This is a genomic window from Psychrosphaera sp. B3R10, assembly GCF_018861025.1.
In the GTDB taxonomy this organism is placed as follows: Bacteria; Pseudomonadota; Gammaproteobacteria; order Enterobacterales; family Alteromonadaceae; genus Psychrosphaera; species Psychrosphaera algicola.
This window is the reverse complement of record NZ_JAHKQH010000045.1, coordinates 359,506-383,374: the sequence shown is the minus strand read 5'-3', so window position 1 is coordinate 383,374 and position 23,869 is coordinate 359,506. Positions and strand designations below refer to the sequence as shown.

Here is a 23,869-nt window from a genome sequence, read left to right as displayed (position 1 = left end):
TTAGGCTTAAATTTAATACGGCTGTTAATAAACACCTTTAATTCTGGAGACTAAAAAGTCCACAGCGGCTTTTATCTTAGGCACTTGATGTCGTTGTTTTTGATACAGCAAAAAAACGCCAAAGTTAGTTTGCTGAGTCACTTTTACGGTTGGGGTAATTATCAATTCGGTTAACTGACCGGATTCAATATAACCCTTTAATACCCAGCGAGGTAACATCAAAATTCCACAGCCTTGCAAGGCTTTTTCCACTAACCAGTTGCCACTGTTACTAATAAGGACTTGTTCTGCTGAGACGTCCTGCCACTGTTTTTCTATTTCACAAATCCAAGGTATTGGACCTGTGGGGCTTTTGAAAAATAGGCCTTTATGTTGTTTCAAATCCAATGCGTTCGTTGGTGTACCAAACTGCCGTAAGTAGTCGGGGGAAGCCACGATAATAAAATCATTGGCCATCAGTTTTACCGCCACCACATGCTCATCGGGGGCGTATCCGCCTCTAATGGCTAAATCGACATCTTCCCTCGATAACGTAGACACGTCATCACTTAGGCTGACATTTAACGTTATATCGGGATACAACTCACTAAACTCGTCTAGCAGTGGTAATAATATTCGCTCACCAAACCCGACCATTGAACTGATATTAAGCACGCCCATCGGATTAGCCTGATAACTTCGAACGGTTTCGTCGCTGTGGGCTAGTAGTTCTAGAACCTCACAGACCTGGTTGTAATATATTTGTCCTATCTCAGTTAAGCTTACGGCTCGTGTTGTCCGTTTTAAAAGTGTTGCACCTAGGCTTTGCTCCAAATCGGCAATTCGACGAGATAAGGACGAAGGCGGGACCGAAAACAAATCAGCCGCTTTACTAAAGCTGCCCTTCTCTACCACTTTCACAAAGTATTTTATTGCTCTTAACTTATCCATACATGTTCCAACTGATTTTTGTGAGTTATTTCTACTGCTGTCTTATATTGCTCATTTTATTATTGTTATAAAGACAATAAATATTGTCGTATTACACCATATATCTTACATCAAAATCATTGAATAATGACCTCAATGAAACATGACTAAAACAAATTTGAAGACAGGAAACAGACACATGACAACATATACTGCTATCAACTTAGTAAAACGCCCATCTGGTGGCCCGATTGCCGCTGATCTTTTTGCTTCTGTTAAAAAGCAAATGCCGACAATTGGCGAAGGTCAGTTTTTAGTTAAACAAAATCATATGTCTCTTGATCCCGCTATGTTTGGCTGGATGAGCCCGGACACCAATAGCTACATCCCACCGGTTGCATTAGGTGATGTAATGCGCAGTTCAGGTATTGGTGAAATTGTCGAAAGTAATCACCCAGACTTTAAGGTGGGTGAACGGGTTATGGGCATGATGGGCTGGCAAGAGTATTTTCTGAGTAATGGCCAAGGACTTAATAAAGTTGCGGCGCCACTGCCTGACGAAGCCATATTATCGATTTTTGCTTTACCTGGTTTGACGGCGACCCAGGGGTTATTTAATGTTGGTAAACCGCAAAAAGGTGAAACAATTGTGGTTACAGGCGCGGCCGGTTCGGTAGGAACGATTGTTGGCCAACTGGCAAAAGCTGAAGGTTTACGCGTGATTGGAGTAGTAGGCAGTGATGAAAAAGCGGACTGGATAGTTAATGAACTTGGTTTTGACGCGGCGATTAATTACAAAAGCGACAATTTAGATGATCAACTTGCCTCACATGCACCTGATGGTATCGATATCTTGTTTGAAAACACAGGCGGTCCTATTCAAAGTATGATTGTCGATCGTATGAACGCCCATGGCCGCGTTGTTGTATGTGGCCTAATTGCCGACTACAGTAAACAAGTACCAACACCTGGACCAAGCTGGATGAATGTAATTAAACGTCGTCTAACCATTCAAGGCTTTACCATGCCTGATCATTTTCATGAAATCCCAACCCTACTCGAAAAGTTAACGCCTTATGTTATGGCTGGGAAAATCAAACATAGATCCCATGTATTAGAAGGATTAGAGTCTGCTATAGACGGGTTAAACTTATTTTTCACTGGCGAAAACAAAGGCAAATTGTTAGTTAAGCTATAAGTGTAACTAACAAACGTGGCATACGTTTTTACATAAGTTGTTACAGACAAACATTAAAATAAATGGCACTTTTTTAGCAAAAGTGTCATTTTTGTAATTATGGCTTTAACCCAAATATTATTTTTATTGGATTTAACATGAAAAAGTTACAAATCGATATCGTGTCAGATGTTATGTGCCCTTGGTGTATCGTTGGTTATAAAGGATTAGAAAACGCTCTTCAGCAGCTTGCGCCAAGTTTAGAAGCCGACATCAGTTGGCTTCCCTTTGAACTCAATCCACAAATGCCAATTGAGGGTCAAGACTTAACCCAGCATATCATGGAAAAATATGGCATAACTAAGCAACAAAGTGATCAAAATAGAGACATGCTCACACAGCGTGGAAAAGACGTTGAATTTGATTTTAATTTCTCCGACCAATTACGCATGATCAACAGCTTTGATTTACATCGTCTGCTTACGTGGGCTAAAGATCAGGGTAAACAACATGAATTACAGCTGGCGTTATTTAGTGCACATTTCACCAACAACACGCCATTGAATATCAAAGAAAAGTTGTTAGAAATAGTTAAATCGGTGGATCTTGATGTCGCTACAGCGGAGAACATTTTAGACTCGGATCAGTATTCACAGAGGGTTAGAGCTGAACAGAAATTAAGTTTAGACCGTGGCATTCACTCGGTTCCGACATTTATTATTAACAATAAATATTCAGTTTCTGGTGGCCAGCCTGCCGCGTCATTCAAAAAGGTACTGCAAGAAATAGCACAGGAATTATAGTTCTGCCTGTAATTCAATTTAACAAGTACTCTCATTAAGAGAGTACTTAACTTTAAAGCAATTTTTGAATTGCAGACTCGATAGCTTCCGGCTTAGTCGCAGTTGCAAAACGAGAAACAACCTCACCTTCTTTATTAACCAAAAACTTAGTGAAGTTCCACTTAATCTTTTTAGTGCCTAAAATACCGCGTTTAGCCGATTTTAGATGCGTATAAAGCGGATGACAATCTGGGCCATTAACGTTAATTTTATCAAACATTTGGAACGACACGCCGTAATTGAGCTGACAAAATTCACTGATCTCAGTGCTGTCGCCTTTTTCCTGTTGTCCAAACTGGTTACAAGGAAATCCTAAGATCACTAAACCTTTATCTTGGTATTTATCAAACAACGTTTGCAAGCCTTCGTATTGATAAGTAAAACCACATTTGCTGGCGGTATTCACTATCAAAACAACTTTACCTTTATATTCGCTTAGCTCAATCTCTTTGCCTTGCAACGACGTCGCTTTAAAATCGTAAAAGTGGCTCATTTATTATCCTTTAACACTAAAATTGTCATTAACTCATTTAAGTTATAATTTCTGTTAACCTGAATTTGACCCACAGGATTCACGAACCACAAGTTGCGTTTTCATAAAGGTATTTGAAACTGGTTTGCCGTGGATCATTTCCACAAGTTTATCAACCAACAATTTACCGGCTTCCGTTGTATTTTGACGACATGTAGTAAGGGCTGGCGACGTATAACGTGCCATTGGAATGTCATCAAAACCAACAATTGCTATGTCTTCTGGTACTTTTAATCCACGTTCATGGATGGCATTAATTGCGCCAGTTGCCAACAAATCACTCGCTACGACCAAGGCATCAAGCTTTTTGTTTTTATCAAGTAGTTTTAGCGTCGCTTCATATCCGTCTTCCGCCATATTCACCGCGTCAGCTTGCATCGCAGGATCGGCTTTAATACCAACTTTTTCTAACGCCGCCACATGTCCGCGATATCTGGCCATAAACTCAGGCGCACTTTCATTAATCGTTCCAACAAACCCAAAATGTTTACGGCCAAGACGCAGTAAATGATTCGTGATCTGTCTTCCGCCATGGTGGTTATCACAGCCGATTGAGGTGGTTTCAATACTTTCTGTTTCGGCCCCCCAACGTACAAAAGGAGTTCCATGTTCGACCAACTCTGTTAATTTCGACTCGTAATCTAGATAATCACCATAACCAAGTAATATAAGGCCATCAGCTTTATTACTGTCTTTGAAAACCGAATGCCAATCAGCATTTAGCTCCTGAAAAGACACTAATAGATCATAACCTAATACTCCACACTCACGTGTGATACTGCCTAACATAGATAGGAAAAATGGGTTAATTAACGAGTCGTCGCTCGTAGGATCTTCAAATAACAAAAGTGCTAAGGTTGTACTGCTTTGAGAACGCAAACTGCTGGCGTTTTTATCAACCGTATAATTTAGTTCTTTGGCTATTTCTTGGATTTTTTGTCGTGTTGCTTCGCTCACTAACGGACTATGTCGAAGTGCTCTTGAAACTGTGGATTGAGAAACCCCAGCTCGATATGCGATGTCAAATGATGTGGCTTTACCTTTCACAAATGTTTTCACTTTGGTTACGGTATTTGACTCATACTAACCTTAGTTTCTACGTCTGTAAAATTTATTTTCTTTAATTTTTCAAGTGTTTAATAATCAATACATACGTATTCAAAGATAGATTTCTAAGCGGATAATAACTTCAATGGGATTCTAAAGTCTCTTAAGAAAAATGCAACAACTTAACTTAAACTCGTTAATTTGTTGCAACAATGACAGCTAATTTGATGATCAAATTCAACTTATTTGCAATTTAACACCCACGATAACTAGGTCAAAAAATGTCATTTCCAATACTACTCTAAGGTAATAAATCGAAACTGAATTCCGGCTTTTTCTTCTAACCTTTTTAATCCTTCAGACTTTAGTGCTGAAGCAGGAGTTAAAAATCCAGTCCCCGAATCGACACGACTTGTCTCTAGTAATTCCATACTAATTTCTGTGATCATTTTACAGGTGCTGCCATAACCAGGATCGCCTTTACCAAATACCGTGAGTTCGACCCGCTTACCGGACTTCATTTTACCAATCAATCTAACATTAAAAAATCCCGCTTTAATGACATCGTCGTTTGGCCCTTCGCCTGGTTTAGGTAACATAAACGACTTTAATATTTGGCGAGTTGGGCCAAATGAGGCCATCAACATAAATCCTGCAAGGCCAAATGTGGTCATTGTGGATTTTATTAGCCCCTTAATTCCAGTGCCCATAAACATCGACTCATCATACAAAAATGATTTGCCCCATTTAAATTGCATCAAATAATGAGTTCGATGGACTACCTTGGTATTAATACTCGCCATCACAAACGGCGCTAAAAATCCTTTCCCCGGACGGTTTAATGCAATGCCAGATACACTTTTTTGAAACGGTAAACCTTCAGGTTGATCCAATATTAAGGCATAAGGTGTTTTGAATTTGCGAGCATCGGCTTTATTTGCTTTGATCGACTCTATGGCATTTAGCAGACTAGCGTAAGTGCCACCGCTAATGCCGCCCTTCGATTTACGGAATTGATAGCGAATTTCTGTACACGGTTCTTTAAACAACTTTAAACATTTACTTTGAAGATAATAGACCCCCATATCAGAAGGGACAGAGTCAAAACCACAACAATGAATAATACGCGCTTTGTTAGCTTTAGCGACCGCTTCATATTTTTCTAACATGTGTCTAATCCACTGTGGTTCACCGGTTAAATCGCAATAATCGCGGCCTAACTCTGCGCACGCTCGTACCATATTTTCACCGTATAGGGCATAAGGTCCGACAGTGGATATCACCAATTTTGTTTGTTTGACCAAATCAAAAATAAAGGACTCGTCACCCGCATCACCCACAAGTAAGTCTGCGTTATATTTAAGTTTGGTTTTTAATGCTCGTAGCTTTTTAATGTCACGACCGGCAAAAGCGATGCGCCCTTTTAAGTGTTCGCCATACTTATTAACCATCCGCTCTGCAACTAATTGACCAACAAAGCTTGTCGCGCCCCAAATAACTAGATCATATTTCACAATAAATCTCTCAAAGCTAATCCACGTAGGATATTAATTTAAACCAATTAACTTGATAGTAAACGCAATTTTGCGACTCTACTACTGTTTATTGACCGCTCGTGTATGCTTCAACTAACCAGTTGAATAGTTTACATTACAACTTTATTTTTGAGGATAAACCTGTGCCAAATTCAAAACTAAAGATAGCACCACATTTAGCTCAATTGAAGCTGCTATTAGACGACTCAAGCATCGTCCATGCTGAACAACTGCAGTCACTTTGGAGTGGTTATGGCGAAGTCGCACGCTATAAAAGTCTCGATTCAGGCGCCTCATTTATTGTGAAAAATATTGATTTGTCACCGGCCAAAAGTCATCCACGAGGCTGGAATTCAAACATCGGGCACCAGCGTAAATTGCGGTCATACCAAGTTGAAACAAGCTTCTATCAAGCTTATGCAGCCCACACTGACAAACATTGTTACGTTCCTCAGCTAATTGCCCAACAACGCAATGAATCATCAATACTATTGGTCTTAGAAGATTTAGATGCGTTAGGTTACAACCAAAGACTGGAAGTCGCACAGTGGCATACCTTCAAAATCGCGATACGTTGGCTTGCTTATTTTCATGGCAAATTTATGTTTTCAACAGCTGAGTCACTCTGGCCCATTGGTACTTATTGGCATTATCAAACACGGCAAGATGAATACAATAAAATGGCGCCGAGCCCTTTGAAAGAGCACGCACAAGAGATAGATGAAGTGCTGAATAAGAGTCAATTTAAAACGTTGTTACACGGTGACGCAAAATTTCAAAACTTGTGTTTTCATCAAAATAACCTAGATGTTGCCGCTGTCGACTTTCAATATGTCGGACTCGGGCATGGTGTAAAGGACTTAACATGTTTAGCGGCTAGCTGTTTAAACAATCAACAACTTTTTGAATATGACGACTTAATATTAACGGAATATTTGACGTCGCTAAAATCGGCATTAAATTACTATCAACATTCGCTGGACTTTGAACAACTCTCTGAAGAATACCAGCAGCTCTATCCTTTGGCATGGGCTGACATATATCGGTTTTTGCTCGGATGGAACCCACAAAGTATTAAGATCAGTGATTACATGATCCAAAAAGCGGATCTGGGGTTAAATCAAATCCGCTTTTTATAATCTTATCGCGTGATTAATTGGCGCGATTAGTACTAAACGTTTCTTTCATTTGCTCGGCAAATGCCAAAAACTTTTCTTTAATTGTACGTTTCACTTTAATTTCTAACGAACCGATAATCGACTTACCGACTATGGTTATAGTTGGAGCTTGACGATTTGCTAGTGAAGGAGATTTATTTTCAATACTGCTGATAACACCATAGGTTTGGCAAACTACATTGACATTTTCAGGCACATAAATTTCATCGCTAGCCAGTACACTAAAAATCTCTACAGTGACATTCTGATGATGGAAAATAGCGTCGGTGAAATCTAAAGTAACTGAGCCTATGACGTTTAAAATTTTAATGCGCTTAGGCACGCGCCACTGGCCACTTCGCTCGGCTGAACCTAATATGCTATTTAACGTTAGCACTTCATCGTCAGTTGTTTCAGCATAATTTGGGGTAAACTGCTTTTCCTTCGATGTTTCGTACTTTTGGTCAATATCCATTTCTAAATCAACCACTAGCGCTAACATCTCGCTATGAACCTCAGAGGTCATGAGTTGGTCAAGTCTTCGTTCAAATGCATCTGATGAGATCACACCATGGCTATAGTTAATGATCAATTTGTCAATACATTCTTCTCGTACTTGCTCAATTGGGCGGTCTTCCAATTTTACACTCATGATGTTATCCCCTTTATTCTTTTTTTGTCAATTTGAGTCGACTTAATTTATTGTAAAAGCCTAACTTTGGTTTAGCGAGTAATTACAGCAATATTTTCATTACTTTGTTACTGCGCCTTTTGTCGCTAAAGAAGAGCAAGTTGCAAACCAACTTTAATTTCCTTTAAAAACAAATAGATAAGAAAAACAAAGAAACCAAACGTGTCAAGTGACGTCAAAATGTCGTGTAATCGACCACAATTTAATTAATTTAACAAAACAATTAAGAAATAAAAACGCTCCACCCAAATTAGAAAGTCATTCTAAATTAAACTTAACGCGGAAATTAAAATTTATACCCCATTTGGGAATCGTTTTTCTTGCACAATGTCGCTTGCCCTGATCGCCTGAAACGCTTTACTGTATTCAATAAGGATCCGTAACCCTTCATCTAGGCGGTTTTGAACAAATGCCTTTTCGGCTATATAATTGCCATTTTCGTCTATGACCGTATTTACTCGGTCGATAACCGCACTGACGGGAATGTAGTTTATAAAGCTATTTTTGTAGGTTGAACTGCGCATTTCAGGGATAGGGTAACGCCCACCAGTTCCCGATGAAACACAGACTAAAAACGCCGGCTTATGACGAAATACACCGGAGAATAGGAAAAACAAATTTTTCACCGCAGGAGGTACCATGCCGTGCCATTCTGGGATGACAAAAACAAAGGCATCGGCCTGTGCCAGTTCGTCTTGAAACGCGCTAAGCGATGCTAAATCGGTAGTTTCATCCCACATAGGTAGTTTATTGGCGGCAAGTGAAAATATCGTAGAGTCAACCGTAGAGTCGATGTTAGACATGAGTTGATTGATGTGCGTGGATACATTCAATGAAGCTGATTTGGCGCGCGAACTGCCAGAGATAATAGAGATTTTCAAAGGGCTTATTCCTGTAGATTTGATTCCTTACGATTGTAGCTAAGCATCACGTAGAAACAATCTATTACCCCAAAAAGACAAACACCCGAATGTTATCGGGTGTTTACACTTATGAAATTGCGAGCCCTGTTAAGCTTGCGTCGCTTCCGTTTGGTCTTTTACTAAACCCACAGAGAAAGCGCCTAGTATCATACAAACACCAGCTAGCATAATGATATTAATTGCCTGGTTCGCAAATATACTGCCAAGCACCCAACCTGACACGATACCAGAGACAATTTGCGGTGCCGCGATAGTAAAGTTAAATATGCCCATATAAACACCGGTTTTATCCGCTGGTAATGCCCCAGCCAATATCGCATAAGGCATCGCTAATATTGCAGACCAAGCAATACCAACACCAATCATCGACAGTACAATGCCAATTGCACCTTCAGCGACGGTCACTTGAGTAATTAACAAATCAACCGTAACTAATGTCGTATCTTGGAACAAAAACATGCTCAAATAACCTAAGCCACCAGCTAACAACGATAACGAGTACACAAGTTTTCGACCAAATTTATTTGCCAACTTAGTTAATACAATGGCAAACAATACTGAAAATATCGCTTGTGCTGCGTATAAAATACCAACCCAGTCACCCGCCGCCCCCTTGGCTTGCGAGATTGCGTCCGGAACGGCATGAGTGGCTAAATAAGCTGGGTCAAACCATTCAACACCTACACCCCATACATGTTGAGTTAAGGCCGCTGGAAGATATGTCCACATAATGAAAAGAGCAAACCATGAGAAAAATTGGACTAAAGCCAGTTGTTTCATAATTTCAGGTGATGCTTTTATTAACTGCCAAAGGCCAACAACTTTTTCAACCATTGATTTTTTAGCATCTTGTTCATTTTCAGCTTGGACTTTTTCAATGTCCATACCTTTGTATTTGTAATAATCTTCTGGCGCGTATTCTTTCGTTCTAAATACCGTCCACAAGACCGAACCTAACAAAATCGTGGCGCCAATATAAAATGCCCAAATAACGGAAGGCGCAACTTGCCCTGCTTCTGCGACATTATCTAAACCAACTACGTTTGTTAAAACAAAAGGCAAAATAGAACCAACAACAGCACCAATATTAATAAGAAGCGTTTGAACTGAATAACCTAAGTTGCGTTGTTCAGCAGGCACCATATCCGACACTAATGAGCGAAACGGTTGGAAAGTGACATTAAATGCGGCGTCTTTAATTGCAAAAATTAATAGACCAAAAATCATTGGCGGTAAAAATGCGACCACCATAGATGCATTAGGCAATAACGCCATGGCACCGGCTGCGACAATAGCACCACCTAAAATAAAGGGTAATCGACGGCCAAGGCCATTCCATGTTTTGTCTGATAGCGCGCCAACAATGGGTTGAACTAGCAGGCCCATAATAGGTGCTGCTAACCAAAATAGTGATAAAGATGACAAGTCCGCGCCTAGGTCAGTTAAGATCCGACTTACGTTACCGTTTTGTAACGCAAAACCTATCTGTACACCTAAAAAACCAAAACTCACATTCCAAATTTGCCAAAACGACAACTTAGGTTGATTCATAAATACGTCCCATTGATTGTGGTCAACACGCCACTCTTCTTATTATTCATAGACTACCCTGTAACGATTCTTTATAACAATCATCTACATACGTATTCAGGCAAGAAAGGAGACTAAAACCATCGTAACCCCAATAAGGACGGGATTAAAATGGTTTTAGCTATTAACAAATCACTTAAAGCTTAAACTCAGTGAGGCTAGATTTTTACAACGGGTTTGAATTTCATTTGCTTCGTATTCGACAAATTCAGCTTGCTCTAAATTGATACGTGATGCATCGCTAATATTGACGATATTTCGGCTGATCTCTTGAGAAACAGAACTTTGCTCTTCGGCTGCTGTGGATATTTGCATAGCCAAGTCTGCTATATCAGTGATCGCAGCATAAACGCTGTTCACGATATCTTGAGTTTCTTGAGTTTCGGCGACACAGGCGTCAGCCGAATCTTTACCTTGCTCCATAATTTTGGACCAAGACAATAACGTATTTTGAATTTCGTTAATCGATTTGTGAATTTGTTCAGTCGCACCATGGGTTCGGCTTGACAGCGCTCGAACTTCATCCGCTACAACGGAGAACCCTCTGCCATGCTCTCCGGCTCTAGCAGCTTCTATTGCCGCATTTAGTGCAAGTAAGTTAGTTTGATCCGCAATACCCTGAATTTCCTGCATTATTGAACCAATTTTTTCAGCTTCAGACGCCAATTCATTTGCCGAGTTGGCGCTTTTCTCAACTTCTTTTGCCAACGAGGAAACCTGTGTCATTGTATGAGTCATTGCCGCATTAGCACGTTCACAATCGGCGTGAGCTTCACTTACTTTAGTAGATGTACTCACCGTGTTTTGTGCCACTTCGTCTATCGTTGCAACCATTTCTTCCACTGCGGTAGCAACCTGATGCAATTCATGGGTTTCTTGTTCAACCCCAAGTTTTGCTTTATGTGCCGCACCATTTAACGTACTCGCACCAACGGCCATAATTTGTGAACTGTCGATAACACGCCCCAATATTGTTCGGGTTTTACCTTCAAATAACTTTAGATGAAAATCAGCAATACTATGAATCCCTGTTCCAGAATAAACCCACCGCGAAACACTGTCATTTTCTTGTTTCAATCGTTTGAAAAACGCAGGGGTTGTAAATAATTCAGGGTAATAAAAAATGAAAGGTAAAACAGGGGTAAGCAAAGCAATCCAGTTCAAGCTAAAACTTGCCGCGCCAGCTAACAAAGCCGATAGACCAAAGCCAATATGCCGCAGTTGAATATTCTGCAGCTTAGGTTCAATATTTTTATTTTGATTTATCGCCTGATAAATCTCGGTCGCTTTCTTTTTTCGTTGGGCACTTAAATGTCGACGAACCGACTGAAAACCTACTAATTCACCTTGTTCATAAATAGGAGTTACGTAGGCATCAACCCAATAATAGCGTCCATCTTTACATCTGTTTTTTACTGCGCCTCGCCAGTTTTCGCCTTTTTTTAAATGCGACCATAAATCTTCAAAAGCCGCTTTTGGCATGTCTGGGTGTCGAACCAGATTGTGATTTTTGCCGATCATTTCTTCCCTGGTATAACCTGCCACCTGACAAAAGCTATCGTTAGCATAGGTTATAACTCCACGGGTGTCCGTGGTTGAGACAAGTTCTTCATTTACATCAAAATCAACTTCTTCCGCAATTATTGCCTGATCCCGCCTAGCCATTCACTTCTCCTTTTCCTGACTTAAATTACAATCCAACAAATTATAACGTGTCATACATCCTATATAGCAGACGTTTCAAATAAAATAGCAAGATAACGAAAAAATACTTGATCTACATCACTTTTAAACCGCGAACTGGACAAAAAGCAACCAAACATGCGATCAAGTATTTGTGTTATAGACTTTAGTTGTTGAAACCGAAAATTAAAATGCGATTAGCTGACACATCCCCTATAACGGCTACCTCACAGAGATCATTACATTATTTTGAGCCCATTTGGCAATTTTAACAGTTAACCTTGATTTGTCTTGATCCCAGTCATAATCAGCGAAATTAGAGAGAACACCATTTATTTCCACCTGTTTTGGCGTTGTTTGCCAATTATGAATCACCAGCGTAACTTCGCGACTCATTGGCGCGCCTTTATAGCCTAAACCGTCATTAGATTTTGCTAGAGTAAATGTAAGCGTAGACGCTGAAATTGGCGTTTTATCAAGGTTTTCAATTGTGGCTGAAAATTGCAATAACTCAAATTGCTTTGTCGCGATTGCATTGGCTGATAAACCATCATCTTCATACATTTTTGCTTGTGATGTGGTAACGGAAGGATGGAAATAGTAATCGAGTTGTAACGCATCACTGCTGTAATCTTTTGTTGTCTGAACTAATTCAACACTAGGGATAATTGAACCTGCTCGAACCAATACAGGAATTGTTGATAACGCCGTTTGATAGTTAATGGTTTGTGCGCCCTTAAACTGCTTATCACTCCAAAAATCAAACCAGATGCCGGGTGGTAAAATGACAGGGATACGGTTCACCCCAGGATCCGTTATCGGTTTAACTAAAAAAGAATCTCCCCAAAAATATTGGTCTTTTATCTTCAATAAATCAAAATTTTGCTCATCACCAAAAAACATCGGCCGCATCAGTGGCATGCCCGTTGTCGTATTTTCATAGGCCAATGTGTAATTGTAAGGCAATAATTTATATCGAAGATTAATCGATTCTCTAATTATATTTACGGTTTGTTCATCATGAAAAATAGGCTCAGGTGCAATATTGTCCTGAGCATGGGGCCGATATATTGGTTGAAATACACCGTATTGTAACCACCGAATATACATCTCTTTATCAAAAGTGTCGCCACCGGCAAAACCACCTAAATCTGAGTGAGTGTAGCCCATGCCCAACAAACTCATTTGTAATGTCAGCTCGATTTGCGGCTTTAAGCCATCCCATGACCGGCTTACGTCGCCAGTCCAGGGGATCATGCCAAACCGCTGTGAACCGGCAAAGCCTGAACGCATAATCATAAATGGGCGACCATTATCATCATATTCAGTAAGTGCAGTAGTCACTAAATCTGCCCATTGATGACCATAAACATTATGTATCTCGTCGGCAGTAACCTGCATATTCTGAGCGTTGGAGAGTGTATGTAACATGTCTTTAGGGTGCACTTCTGGTTCGCCTAAATCTCCCCATACACCAGTAACACCTTGGGCCGCTAAACGTTTATATACGTTTCCAAACCACACTTGTGCATCGGCTTTAAAGACATCTATGAGTCCAGTATTTCCGAAGAAAAAATCAAACGTCTTCGTCTGCTTTCCACCTAAATCTGTAGCTAATGCCCTATTTTCGTTTGCCTCAGTCCACTTTTTTGAACTTGTTAGAATAAATGGCTCGGTGATCAGAACAGTGTTTACACCATTTTGTTTTAATGTCGAAATCATCGATTCCGGGGCAGGAAAGGTTTTATCATCCCAATCCAAGTTCCCCATGTGACCTTTGATCTCCGCACCAAACCAATATAGATCTAAAATAATTGAATCAACTGGTACCCGCTTTTCTCGAAACAACGCTATCGTTTCCAATACTTCATTTTGGTTTCGATATCCAAATCGCGATGCGTGATTACCAAATGCCCAACGGGGCGGTAAAGGCTGCTTGCCCGTCACTCCAACATAATGCTGTAATAAATTTGGATAAGTAGTGCCCCCAATGACGACATACGCTTTGCGTCCGCCTGTTGCTTCAAACTGCAAAACATTGGATTGGGAATGACCTAAGTCCATCCAACCATTCGCGGTATTGTCAAATAACAAAGTGTACTTGCGCGACGACACCACGGCAGGAATAGAGAAGTTCATTTGTTTAGATTCAGTGCCATAGCCATAATGAGCTCGGTTGTACAGAGGTAAGCGATGTCCCCGGCGATTCATCCCAAGTACACGTTCACCGCCTCCCATAAGTAACTCCCCAGGTTGCAATCGAAACCGAAACCCGAGTTTACCAGGCTCATTAAAAAAGCCAGTTTCCTCTGCGAATAAAAAGTTATTTTTGTATTCAAATCTAATCCCAAATGGCACTTTTTGGACGACAGCTCGCATATGTGCAGTCGTGAATAACAATTGGCCGGGTTTTTCTACAACAGAAACATCAGAAGCTAAGTTTGGGTTTTGTTTAAGGGCATCATAATCGATAGCAAACGACGGAATTTGTTTTTCGTCGGCGTCATATAATACCTCTATTGCATCTTGAGTCAGTGCCGTCAACGTCACTTGACTGACCTTTGTTTTCAGCTCCAAAGATTGACCATGTAACTGCCAAGACACTAACTCGTTTCCGACCACCTCGGTAGAAAATATAACGATAAATAACCAAAATATGTTGGATCTCATTAGGTAAAACCTTTATTAACTTTGTTGGTTTAAATACTATTTGCTACATTCCAATTTACGTTTAGACCTGTTTTTAATGTTTGCTTATTATTGACATTAGTCCGTGTAGATGAAAATTGTAAGTTGTGCCCGGTGATGACTTCACCGTAAAATCGATATTAAACAGCATTCCTCACCCCCTTAAACCCTGTCCGTAACCAGGTCTAACGACTCGTCCTAAATCGATGAGAAACGAAGAATAAACAGGCATATAACAAACATTTCGCAATTATTTTTAGACATTGGTAAAACGAAAACTGTCGCGAACTCGTAGGCTATCGGGAATGGAGGGAAATGTATTTAAGCTACATACGTATTCAGATATTCATGGTTTTATTTAGAATTTAGAGCGTCGCGATTTACTCGTTGCTAAACAATAATCCATTCCGACTTTACATAGGTCACGCTTTGAGTTTTGTTCAAAAGGTAGGAATTAATATTTGGCAAACATATTGGCATTGGAATAGCGATTTAATTACGGAGGCTGTTTAATTATCGCGGTTATAAATTAGATATATCTACACAGCACACATTCTATAAAACTTGCGCTGTGTATAAGAGAATTGATTGCTCAAAAGGCATGACATTATTCTTGTTGAACGATATCTTCGAACTTTAGCTCGGTAAGTTTAGTGATAATTTTAACAACATAAACCAACAAGCCGATTAACATGAGTAATGAAGGTATCGCAATCACGGGATAACTTAACATGGTCATTTTACCAAGCTCTTCGTTAAATGCCACGGTACCAGCTGGGCTAGTAACTATCATACGAGCCAATACGTAGTTGGCAGTTGCAGAGAAAACAAATGTGCCAGCTAGCCACAAATTTGCACGATTAATCTCAGCTTTAAAAACGTCTACCTTGTTATTTTTTGCCAACGTATCGTAAATTTTCTCTAAGTCAAAAATGGCAGGATTTAATATCAATTTTGCTATCAATGGCTTATGTCCAAAGCTCGACATTAAAACAACAAAACCAATAACCGCAGGAATAGCGGCTTCTTTTATGGCTAACCACTGCGGATCAAGTTCAAACAATCCAATGCCGCCGGTTAATAATGTGCTTAAAAAACCAAGCAGAGAAAAGAAATTTAAGCTGCGACTTTTTACAAAATCCCAAATGCCATAAAGCAATGGGAACGCCAAAGCAATTATTAACGCGTTTACAGTACCTAGATATTCGTCCGAGGATAGTTTCATTAAAATGAGCGAGGGAACAACAATATTAAATACAAGTTCCAATAATGTATTACTGGCTTGAGGCTTTTGTGGTTGGTTTTGAGTCATGCTCTTAATTACGAAAATAATAAGTGTGAGGCAGTGTAACAAGTCGAACTATTTACGCCAACATCAATATAAAAAAAGACAGTGAAAGGTTACCCAATCACTGTCAAAGGTTTGTAACAACACACAATTATCATATCAATCCCGCTATAAAGGTAACCGTATTTCCCATAGCAGTATTAATAAGATCCGTTAAGGTAGCCAGGCTTTTTTTCTTATTATTGTTTCAAGCCATAACAACCGCTTGTACCACTTTCCTAACAGTGCAAACAAAACTGTTGGGTGGAGCAATACTCTATTCATTTAATTACCCTGCAGTATTTTGAAATGTTCCTGCATCCAAAATTTGCTTTCTGGTTTTAAATTTACAAATAAAATTCCAATTCCAACTCGCATCGTATTTATGGCACAAGCCCCAGGTTAGCCCAGGTAATGTTTCAGTCTGTTCGCCACTACGGTACAACCCCAAAGCCTCTGGAGCCCCTTTAATATGGGCTTTAATGTCAAAATTAATACCGTCTTCGGCAAACTGAATCGTGTTTTTCTCTGGACCGTCAGTAGTTAATAAACTCGCAATACCGCCGTTTTGTTGCCAAACTACGACTTCATGACCGCTGTTGGATATTGGGTTGTATTCTGACTTAACATAAGGACCCAAAATGTTGTCTGCGATAGCAACACCATGCTTAATTTCGCGGCCACCAAAGTTCATTTCTTCGCCCATAGTTTCACCTTTGTAATAAAGATAAAACTTACCATTAAACGCCAATAAACATGGATCATGTACTTTGTGACTGTCAAAGCTACCTTTTGATTTAACTTCAAAACGGCTATCAACGTCACCTAGCCACTCTCCGTCTTGCGAGGGCGATAAAATAGGTGCATCTGATTTAGTCCAAGGGCCATAAGGAGAGTCGGCATATGCCATGGCAACTTGCTCTATTTGACGGTTGGTATAAGGAAATTGTACTGACTGATAAACCAAATAAAACTTGTCTTCAAAGTGCAATACTTCTGGCGTAAACACAGCTCTATCGTCATAACGACCTGGTTCGCCACGCGTAATAGCAACAGACTGCTCATGCCATTCAATTGTGTCAGTTGATGTTGCATGCCAAACTTCAGTTAAATCCCATGGGAACACTTTATCGTCTGGATTGTCACTACCAAAACCGACAGTTTCACCGGTGCCTTTGGTATACCAGCAATGGTATTCATCACCCACTTTTATTACCGACGTTGGGTCACGACGAATAACGCCTTCTTCAAATGCAAAGTCACCTTTTAGCGGCTCAACATCAAATTCAGTCATCCAATCTGACGGCTTTTGGTCATAACCACGTTCTATTGCTCGTTTGCTTGCCAAGCTGAGTTTTTTAGCTTTGTCTGTCATAATTTTTCCAGTCTTAATTTATCGGACTAATTTACTGATGCAATCTTTCAAAAGTGCCGCAGATAGTATGGCCCCTTTGTGCTGCACAACAATTTTCGCCACATCAGCGGCGTTATGAATCGCGTCTTTAACATTTACTCCAGAGAGCCTAGAGGCCAAATAAACGCCCGCAAATGAGTCTCCGGCTGCTGTTGTATCAATTTGCTTTGGTGCAGGCGAAAATGGCACACATACCTCTTCACCTTCATAATAACCGTAGGTGCCCAACTTACCGGCTTTGACAATTACTTCATTGACTCCATTTGCAAAGCAAAAGTTGACGACCTCTTCTTTATTCCTATGTCGGAATAAAAGTTCATGTTCATCTAACCCAGGCAAGGCAATAGTGGCGACCTGATAGGCTTTGGTAAACCACTTAACCGCATCGTCAACATGTTTAAACATGCTAGGGCGATAGTTGGGATCAAATGCAATCACTTTACCTTCAGATTTTAATTTAGATAACAGTGACAATAACTTAGCTTTATCAATTTCGTTCAAAATACCCAAGCTTATACCACTAAAAAAAATAAAATCGGCGTCTTTGCATAGTTCATAAAGTGCTGTCTCTGAACGTAATCGCATCATCTTTGTTGCGGCTGAATCTTTTCGCCAATAACTAAAACTGCGCTCGCCTTCAGCATCTACAGCAATCGAATAAATACCGATGGTATGGTCTGCACTGCGTTGCACCGTTTCAATATTAATGCCTTCGTTAACCCATCGACTTACCATAGCCGAACTGACATTGTCTTGACCGACCGCGGAAAAAAATTGAGCATCATGCTCGGGAAAACTGCGCTTGGCATAAACTAAGGCGTTATAAGTATCGCCAGCATAGGACCTTTGAAGCAAATCATCACTTTGCTCAACTAACTCCATCATGCATTCGCCGATGGCCATTAATGTACGGCTCATAATATATTTCTCATTTTCACCACAAGGGTTTATCTAAATTTCATTTCAGAAGTTATCACCCAAACTAAACCGTTACTTCTAGCGAGCTTCCAGTTAATCGTCTGCATTCGCGGATAATCCTATTTGCAAACACGTAGAGATCAGGCAAAGATGTTCACCCCATTAAATAGACCTAAATAGTCGTAACCGGAACAAAGGCTTAAGCCCACTTCAGGCCTCAGTTTTACACTTATTATCTGCAATACTGTTTCACACAATAATTTGATAGTAACGTAATAACACGCTTTTGTTAACAATTAAATATACACAAAGTGGTGTTTGGGTAATATGCCCAGAGGTTAAACGTATTCATTTTTGATGAGAATAGTTGACTTTTGTTACTGTTAGCGATTACATGACTGCCGTATTTTGGTAAAACAGACTGTTTTATACGTACAGTTACATAAGATTACGTTTTAAACGTTGAACTTATGATTTAATACATAGTCTGTAAAACAATAAAATTACATTCATTTTGAATCGCTTCAAAAAGTCGCGCATTAAAATTGAAAAATTTTCCTTTGAATTAGTTGAGAACCCGTCATGTTTAACCTACGCAGTACCCTTCTACTTTGTATGTCGTTATCTTTATTTGCCTGTTCGTCAGATGACGATGACAATTCAGAACCAGATATTCTTTCGACCACCGATACCTCAGCCACACTCGATTTGTCTCGTGGCGGTTATGCTTGTTATGACGTAACGACGACTAAAGGTGATTTTACCGTAGCTTTGGATGAAACATATGCCCCATTGCACGCCGCAAATTTTAAACAATATGTAGACAGTCAGTTTTATAATGGCGTGATCTTCCATAATGTTTTGTCCAACTCATTGGTCCAAACCGGCATCATGGGTGAAGATTTAGTCGCAAAAACGACGTTAGATCCAGTTGTGTCTGAAGCAAGAAATGGTTTATTAAATTACCGCGGTCGTTTAGTGGCAACGCGTGGTTTTGACCAACCTGATTCAGCAACCTCCAGTTTTTTAATTAACATTTACAACAATCCTTCATTTGGCTATGGCCAAACCTCGGATGGTCATGGACTAACCGTATTCGGTGGCGTCGTCGCTGGAATGGACGTTGTTGATGCCATTTCAGATGTGCCTGTTACCGCAACAGACGATGTTGGATATAAACCTGATGAAAATGTTTTGATAAGTAATGTTGTAGCGACAGCCTGCCCTGCGGTTTCAGAACCAATTGAACCTAAAGTTATTATCTTACCTTACCCTGTTAATGACAGTGACGATACTGCTGCCATTGACTTAACTCGCGGCGATTATTCTTGTTTTAACATGGTAACAAGCCAAGGTAATATTGAATTGGCTATTGATACGTTATATGCACCGGCAACAAGTGAAAACTTTATTCAGTATGTAACAGACGGTTTTTATGATGGTCTAATTTTCCACCGAGTAATTCCTAACTTTATGATACAAGGTGGTGGATTAACACCAGAACTTGAAACCAAAACGACCCGAGCAGCTATTGCAACTGAATCAATGAACGGACTTAAAAACTATCGAGGCCGAATTGCTATGGCTCGTACTTCAGCGCCAAATTCAGCAACCAGTCAGTTTTTCATTAACGTAGTTGATAATGATTCGTTAAACCAAGAGTCTGCAAGCGATGGCGTTGGTTATACTGTATTCGGTGGTGTCATTGGTGGTATGGATGTTGTTGATACTATCGTTAATGTTGATACCTCAACTCAAAGCGGTCGTGCCGACGTGCCTGACGTTGCAATTACTATCGACTCAGTAACAGCAATGGACTGTCCTTTGCCTTAATCAAGCATAACTAATAACTAATACACTAAAAGCCAACAAATCTGTTGGCTTTTTTTATGTTATTTTTTCACAAACACACCTTATAAATAGTAAAAAATACTTACTAAAACGTCTCAAAAAACAATATTGGATGTGACGTCAACTATCTAAAGCCTATCTATAACGCCGAGTAATTTACAACAACCCTGTTATTTATTAGCAAGTTAAGGGAATTAAATTAGACACACGCTATAATGGACACAGAGCTGACTAAAAATAATTCAAAAAAACATTTTGTTAACAATTTTCAATCTACATTTTATCCTATATACTCATCCTAGCTCCAACATAACCATCAGGGGAACAAAATGAGAATAATAACACTGGCAGCCCTATCAACAGTGATGCTGCTCAGCGGATGCAGCAATAAACAAAACCAATCAACGAATACCGACTCGTCGTATTTAACCCAGCTTGTCGATATTCAGTCAGACAAGACAATTCCAAAAGAAGTGAAGCTCAATGCCGCTGATGCTTATGTATCAGATGACGGCGCTATCGTTGTTAACTTTCATTCTGGTAAGCATAGCTATTCATCAATTGTATTTGAATCTGAGCAGGGTTGGGACTGGAGCGATTTTAAAGACTTTAATCTTGCATTCGACATTGCCAATAGCGGTCAGCATTCAACCCAAATATATTTAGACATTACCGATGGCAACGGAGATAACTACACTCGAAGTGTCAGCATTCCTATTGGCCCTACAAAAACCTATTATGCCAAAATGGCTGGTCATGACCTGGCAACGCCAGATGGTGATGAAAAAGTAGAACTTAACTTTACCTCTGGTCTACGTTCTAACCCTGATACTTGGGCTTCAAATGAAACTCAATTCATTTCACTTTGGGGTAAAAAGAACTTAGATACATCGAAAATCAAACGAATTAGCCTAAGCGTACAAAGTGCCCTTTTTGATAAGACGATCACCATCAGTAATATCGGCCTAAGAACAAACCCTAAATTTGATGAGCAGTTCTTGACGGGTATAGTCGATCAATTTGGCCAAAACGCTAAAGTTGAATTTGCTGGAAAAATCCATGATATCGACGAATTAAAAGCCGCTCGTGATCAGGAAATGAGTGAATTAAGAAATAATTATGACCCAGCCACACGATCGAAATTTGGAGGCTGGAAAAACGGCCCTCGTCAAGCAGCCACAGGTTATTTTAGAACCCAAAAAATTGGCGACAAATGGTCTCTGGTTGACCCAGAAGGTTACCCATACTTTGCTACAGGTTTAGACATTATTCGCCTTTCCAATACGTCGACAATGACAGGATATGACTTCGACCAATCTAAAATCGTCCAAAGAAAAGCAGGTGATCTCACCCCTGAAGACTCACAAAAGTTAAACCGCGTTGGTGCTGAAGCTATTCCAACACGCAAAGTCGCGTCAGACGTACGTAAACAAATGTTTAATTGGTTACCAAGTTACGACGAACCTCTCGGCAAACATTACGGCTACCGCCGTTCAGCACACTCAGGTCCCCTTAAACATGGTGAAACTTTCAGTTTCTATTCGGCCAACTTAGAGCGGAAATATTCAGATATAAACCCTGACTTCATGCAAGTTTGGCAGGATGTGACTATTCGAAGAATGCAAACTTGGGGCTTTACGTCATTCGGCAACTGGACTGATCCAATGTTTTATCAGAACAATCGTGTTCCTTATTTTGCGAACGGTTGGATCATAGGTAACTACAAAACCGTATCTAGCGGCAACGACTTTTGGGCGCCACTGCCGGATGTATTCGATCCGTTGTTTGAAGAACGCGCCAATATCACCCTAGCAAAAGTGGCGGAAGAAGTACGCAACAACCCTTGGTGTGTTGGTGTGTTTATCGATAATGAAATGAGCTTAGGCCGTCCTGATAGTCTTGCATCACAGTATGGTATCGCTTTACATACGTTACAGCGCGATGGCAATGACGTGCCAACCAAAGCAGAATTCACTCGTTTAATGAAGCAAAAATACGGAACGATTGAAAAACTAAATACCAGCTGGGGAACAGACGTCGCAAGTTGGAAAAGCTTTAACAAAGGGATTAAAGGCGATATTACAAAACCGAATCAAGTCGCTGACTTTTCAATTATGCTTCATGCATATGCAAATCAGTATTTCTCTGTTGTGAGTAAAGCCAAAGACAAACATATGCCAAATCACCTTTATATGGGTGCTCGCTTCCCTGATTGGGGCATGCCAAAAGAAGCTGTCATGGCGTCTGCAAAACATGTCGATGTTATAAGCTTTAACGTTTACAAAGAAGGTCTTACTAAGAGTAAATGGAAGTTCTTAGAAAAGCTAGATATGCCTGCGATTGTTGGAGAGTGGCACAATGGCGCATCTGACTCGGGTTTGTTCCATCCCGGCCTCATTCACGCATCAAGTCAAGAAGACCGCGGCGTAATGTATAAAGACTATATGCACTCAGTTATCGACCATCCAAACTTTATTGGTGCTCACTGGTTCCAATATATGGACTCACCAATTACAGGTCGTGCTTATGATGGTGAAAACTACAATGTTGGTTTTATCAATGTTGCAGATACACCATACAAACCGATTGTAAAAGCGGCGACAGAAATTAACGAAATAATGTACGAAAGGCGCTTCAACCAGTAATTATTGTTAACAATAACGTCGTAAATATCAGAAATGGCATTAATTATATAAAAAATACTTAATCTAATTATAATTAATGCCTTAATATAAGGCGATAAAAGTTAATATACGTCATTATTTTGTAAACAATAAAATAGCGACAATTGTTATTTGTGGATGAAAACTCTACAATGTCGGAACTATTTGAATTAAGGGGTTAATATGGCTGGAGTAAGAGCGCCAAAAATTTTATCTGTGAAAGATCAGATTGCTGAACAAATTCGTTCAGACATCATCGCAGGTGATTTGGCTCCCAATACTAAATTGAACGAAAAAGAATTGGCCGAACGTTTTGGATTATCACGCGGACCCATTCGTGACGTGATATTGCAGCTTACAAAAGAAGGCTTGCTCATATCTAAAAATAACTGCGGCGCTTCGGTCAATAGCATACTTGATCCAAAACTACAGAAGCTAATGATTAAATTGCGTCGAGAAATCGAAGTTTTTGCCATTGAGCAACTGAAAGATAAGTTAACTGCAAATGACGTTGCTGATCTAGAATCCATATTAGATGAATTGCAAGAAGCCTTTGAGCGCAATGATTACACTGAAGTCACAAAAATTGATATTTCATTCCACAACTACTTAATACATAAAGCCGGTGGCGACGAACTCGTTAACATCTGGTATCCATACGTAATGCGTATGCGCCTAAACTACAAACGTATTACCACCGGTGAAGAGTGCGTAAATGAGCACCGCGTTATCTTGGATGCGTTGAAAGACGGTGATATCAGCGCGGCAACAAAAGCGATTAAAGCTAATATAAAATAATTTTTAGCTAAAAAAACCTTATCTCATTAAGGTTTTTTTATACTCGGTTGTATTTTGTAAACAATCAACATTATACAAATTGTTGAATCTGCAAATTAGATCCTAGAGAAGTATAAATAAGGCA

The 23,869-nt window shown here is 39.9% G+C and carries 18 protein-coding genes; 6 read left to right on the top strand and 12 right to left on the bottom strand.

Features of this window, described 5'->3' with window-relative positions:
• Nucleotides 1-24: 24 nt before the first annotated feature.
• Nucleotides 25-930: a LysR family transcriptional regulator gene (locus KO525_RS19410; protein ID WP_215965491.1), complete on the bottom strand. Its 906-nt coding sequence runs from the start codon at nucleotides 928-930 to the stop codon at nucleotides 25-27.
• Between the two features lie 178 nt (nucleotides 931-1,108).
• On the opposite strand from KO525_RS19410, the gene KO525_RS19405 reads away from it, so the two are divergent.
• Both KO525_RS19405 and KO525_RS19400 read left to right on the top strand, forming a co-directional pair.
• Nucleotides 1,109-2,107: an NADP-dependent oxidoreductase gene (locus tag KO525_RS19405; RefSeq protein WP_215965490.1), complete on the top strand. Its 999-nt coding sequence runs from the start codon at nucleotides 1,109-1,111 to the stop codon at nucleotides 2,105-2,107.
• 137 nt (nucleotides 2,108-2,244) lie between these two features.
• On the top strand, nucleotides 2,245-2,889 hold the full coding sequence (locus tag KO525_RS19400; RefSeq protein WP_215965489.1) for a DsbA family oxidoreductase: 645 nt from the start codon (nucleotides 2,245-2,247) through the stop codon (nucleotides 2,887-2,889).
• A gap of 52 nt (nucleotides 2,890-2,941) precedes the next feature.
• Here KO525_RS19400 and KO525_RS19395 read toward each other — a convergent pair whose 3' ends face one another.
• The 3 genes from KO525_RS19395 to KO525_RS19385 all read right to left on the bottom strand — a co-directional run bounded on the left by KO525_RS19395 (nucleotide 2,942) and on the right by KO525_RS19385 (nucleotide 6,021).
• The gene (locus KO525_RS19395; RefSeq protein WP_215965488.1) at nucleotides 2,942-3,421 is read right to left on the bottom strand and encodes a glutathione peroxidase; all 480 of its coding nucleotides are present in this window, start codon (nucleotides 3,419-3,421) and stop codon (nucleotides 2,942-2,944) included.
• Between the two features lie 54 nt (nucleotides 3,422-3,475).
• Entirely contained in the window at nucleotides 3,476-4,507 is a 1,032-nt protein-coding gene (locus KO525_RS19390) for a LacI family DNA-binding transcriptional regulator (RefSeq protein ID WP_215965487.1), read from the bottom strand.
• A 296-nt stretch (nucleotides 4,508-4,803) separates the two neighbouring features.
• The gene (locus KO525_RS19385; protein WP_215965486.1) at nucleotides 4,804-6,021 is read right to left on the bottom strand and encodes a trans-acting enoyl reductase family protein; all 1,218 of its coding nucleotides are present in this window, start codon (nucleotides 6,019-6,021) and stop codon (nucleotides 4,804-4,806) included.
• A 164-nt stretch (nucleotides 6,022-6,185) separates the two neighbouring features.
• Between KO525_RS19385 and KO525_RS19380 the strand changes: the two genes are divergently transcribed.
• Nucleotides 6,186-7,181 carry an oxidoreductase family protein gene (locus KO525_RS19380; RefSeq protein ID WP_215965485.1) on the top strand — a complete coding sequence of 332 codons (996 nt, stop codon included), beginning with the start codon at nucleotides 6,186-6,188 and terminating at the stop codon, nucleotides 7,179-7,181.
• Nucleotides 7,182-7,194: 13 nt separating this feature from the next.
• On the opposite strand, the gene KO525_RS19375 is transcribed toward KO525_RS19380, so the two are convergent.
• The 8 genes from KO525_RS19375 to KO525_RS19340 all read right to left on the bottom strand — a co-directional run bounded on the left by KO525_RS19375 (nucleotide 7,195) and on the right by KO525_RS19340 (nucleotide 18,433).
• Complete coding sequence (locus KO525_RS19375; RefSeq protein ID WP_215965484.1) at nucleotides 7,195-7,851, bottom strand: LiaF domain-containing protein; 657 nt, start codon at nucleotides 7,849-7,851, stop codon at nucleotides 7,195-7,197.
• Between the two features lie 332 nt (nucleotides 7,852-8,183).
• A complete protein-coding gene (locus KO525_RS19370) occupies nucleotides 8,184-8,771 on the bottom strand; it encodes an NADPH-dependent FMN reductase (RefSeq protein WP_215965483.1) in 588 nt (195 codons plus the stop codon).
• A 129-nt stretch (nucleotides 8,772-8,900) separates the two neighbouring features.
• Nucleotides 8,901-10,364 (bottom strand): MFS transporter, encoded by a 1,464-nt coding sequence (locus KO525_RS19365; protein WP_215965482.1) that lies wholly within the window; start codon nucleotides 10,362-10,364, stop codon nucleotides 8,901-8,903.
• Between the two features lie 171 nt (nucleotides 10,365-10,535).
• Complete coding sequence (locus tag KO525_RS19360; protein WP_215965481.1) at nucleotides 10,536-12,068, bottom strand: PAS domain-containing methyl-accepting chemotaxis protein; 1,533 nt, start codon at nucleotides 12,066-12,068, stop codon at nucleotides 10,536-10,538.
• Nucleotides 12,069-12,308: 240 nt separating this feature from the next.
• The gene (locus KO525_RS19355) at nucleotides 12,309-14,756 is read right to left on the bottom strand and encodes a TIM-barrel domain-containing protein (protein ID WP_215965480.1); all 2,448 of its coding nucleotides are present in this window, start codon (nucleotides 14,754-14,756) and stop codon (nucleotides 12,309-12,311) included.
• Between the two features lie 625 nt (nucleotides 14,757-15,381).
• Nucleotides 15,382-16,086, bottom strand: coding sequence for a VC0807 family protein (locus KO525_RS19350; RefSeq protein WP_215965479.1), 705 nt, complete (start codon nucleotides 16,084-16,086; stop codon nucleotides 15,382-15,384).
• Nucleotides 16,087-16,390: 304 nt separating this feature from the next.
• Nucleotides 16,391-17,476 (bottom strand): glycosyl hydrolase, encoded by a 1,086-nt coding sequence (locus tag KO525_RS19345; RefSeq protein ID WP_215965478.1) that lies wholly within the window; start codon nucleotides 17,474-17,476, stop codon nucleotides 16,391-16,393.
• Nucleotides 17,477-17,494: 18 nt separating this feature from the next.
• A complete protein-coding gene (locus tag KO525_RS19340) occupies nucleotides 17,495-18,433 on the bottom strand; it encodes a sugar kinase (RefSeq protein ID WP_215965477.1) in 939 nt (312 codons plus the stop codon).
• Between the two features lie 582 nt (nucleotides 18,434-19,015).
• On the opposite strand from KO525_RS19340, the gene KO525_RS19335 reads away from it, so the two are divergent.
• The 3 genes from KO525_RS19335 (at nucleotide 19,016) to KO525_RS19325 (ending at nucleotide 23,745) form a co-directional block, all read left to right on the top strand.
• Nucleotides 19,016-20,266, top strand: coding sequence for a peptidylprolyl isomerase (locus KO525_RS19335; protein ID WP_215965476.1), 1,251 nt, complete (start codon nucleotides 19,016-19,018; stop codon nucleotides 20,264-20,266).
• A gap of 347 nt (nucleotides 20,267-20,613) precedes the next feature.
• Nucleotides 20,614-22,929, top strand: coding sequence for a beta-galactosidase (locus tag KO525_RS19330; protein WP_215965475.1), 2,316 nt, complete (start codon nucleotides 20,614-20,616; stop codon nucleotides 22,927-22,929).
• A 201-nt stretch (nucleotides 22,930-23,130) separates the two neighbouring features.
• A complete protein-coding gene (locus tag KO525_RS19325) occupies nucleotides 23,131-23,745 on the top strand; it encodes a GntR family transcriptional regulator (protein WP_215965474.1) in 615 nt (204 codons plus the stop codon).
• Nucleotides 23,746-23,869: the final 124 nt, after the last annotated feature.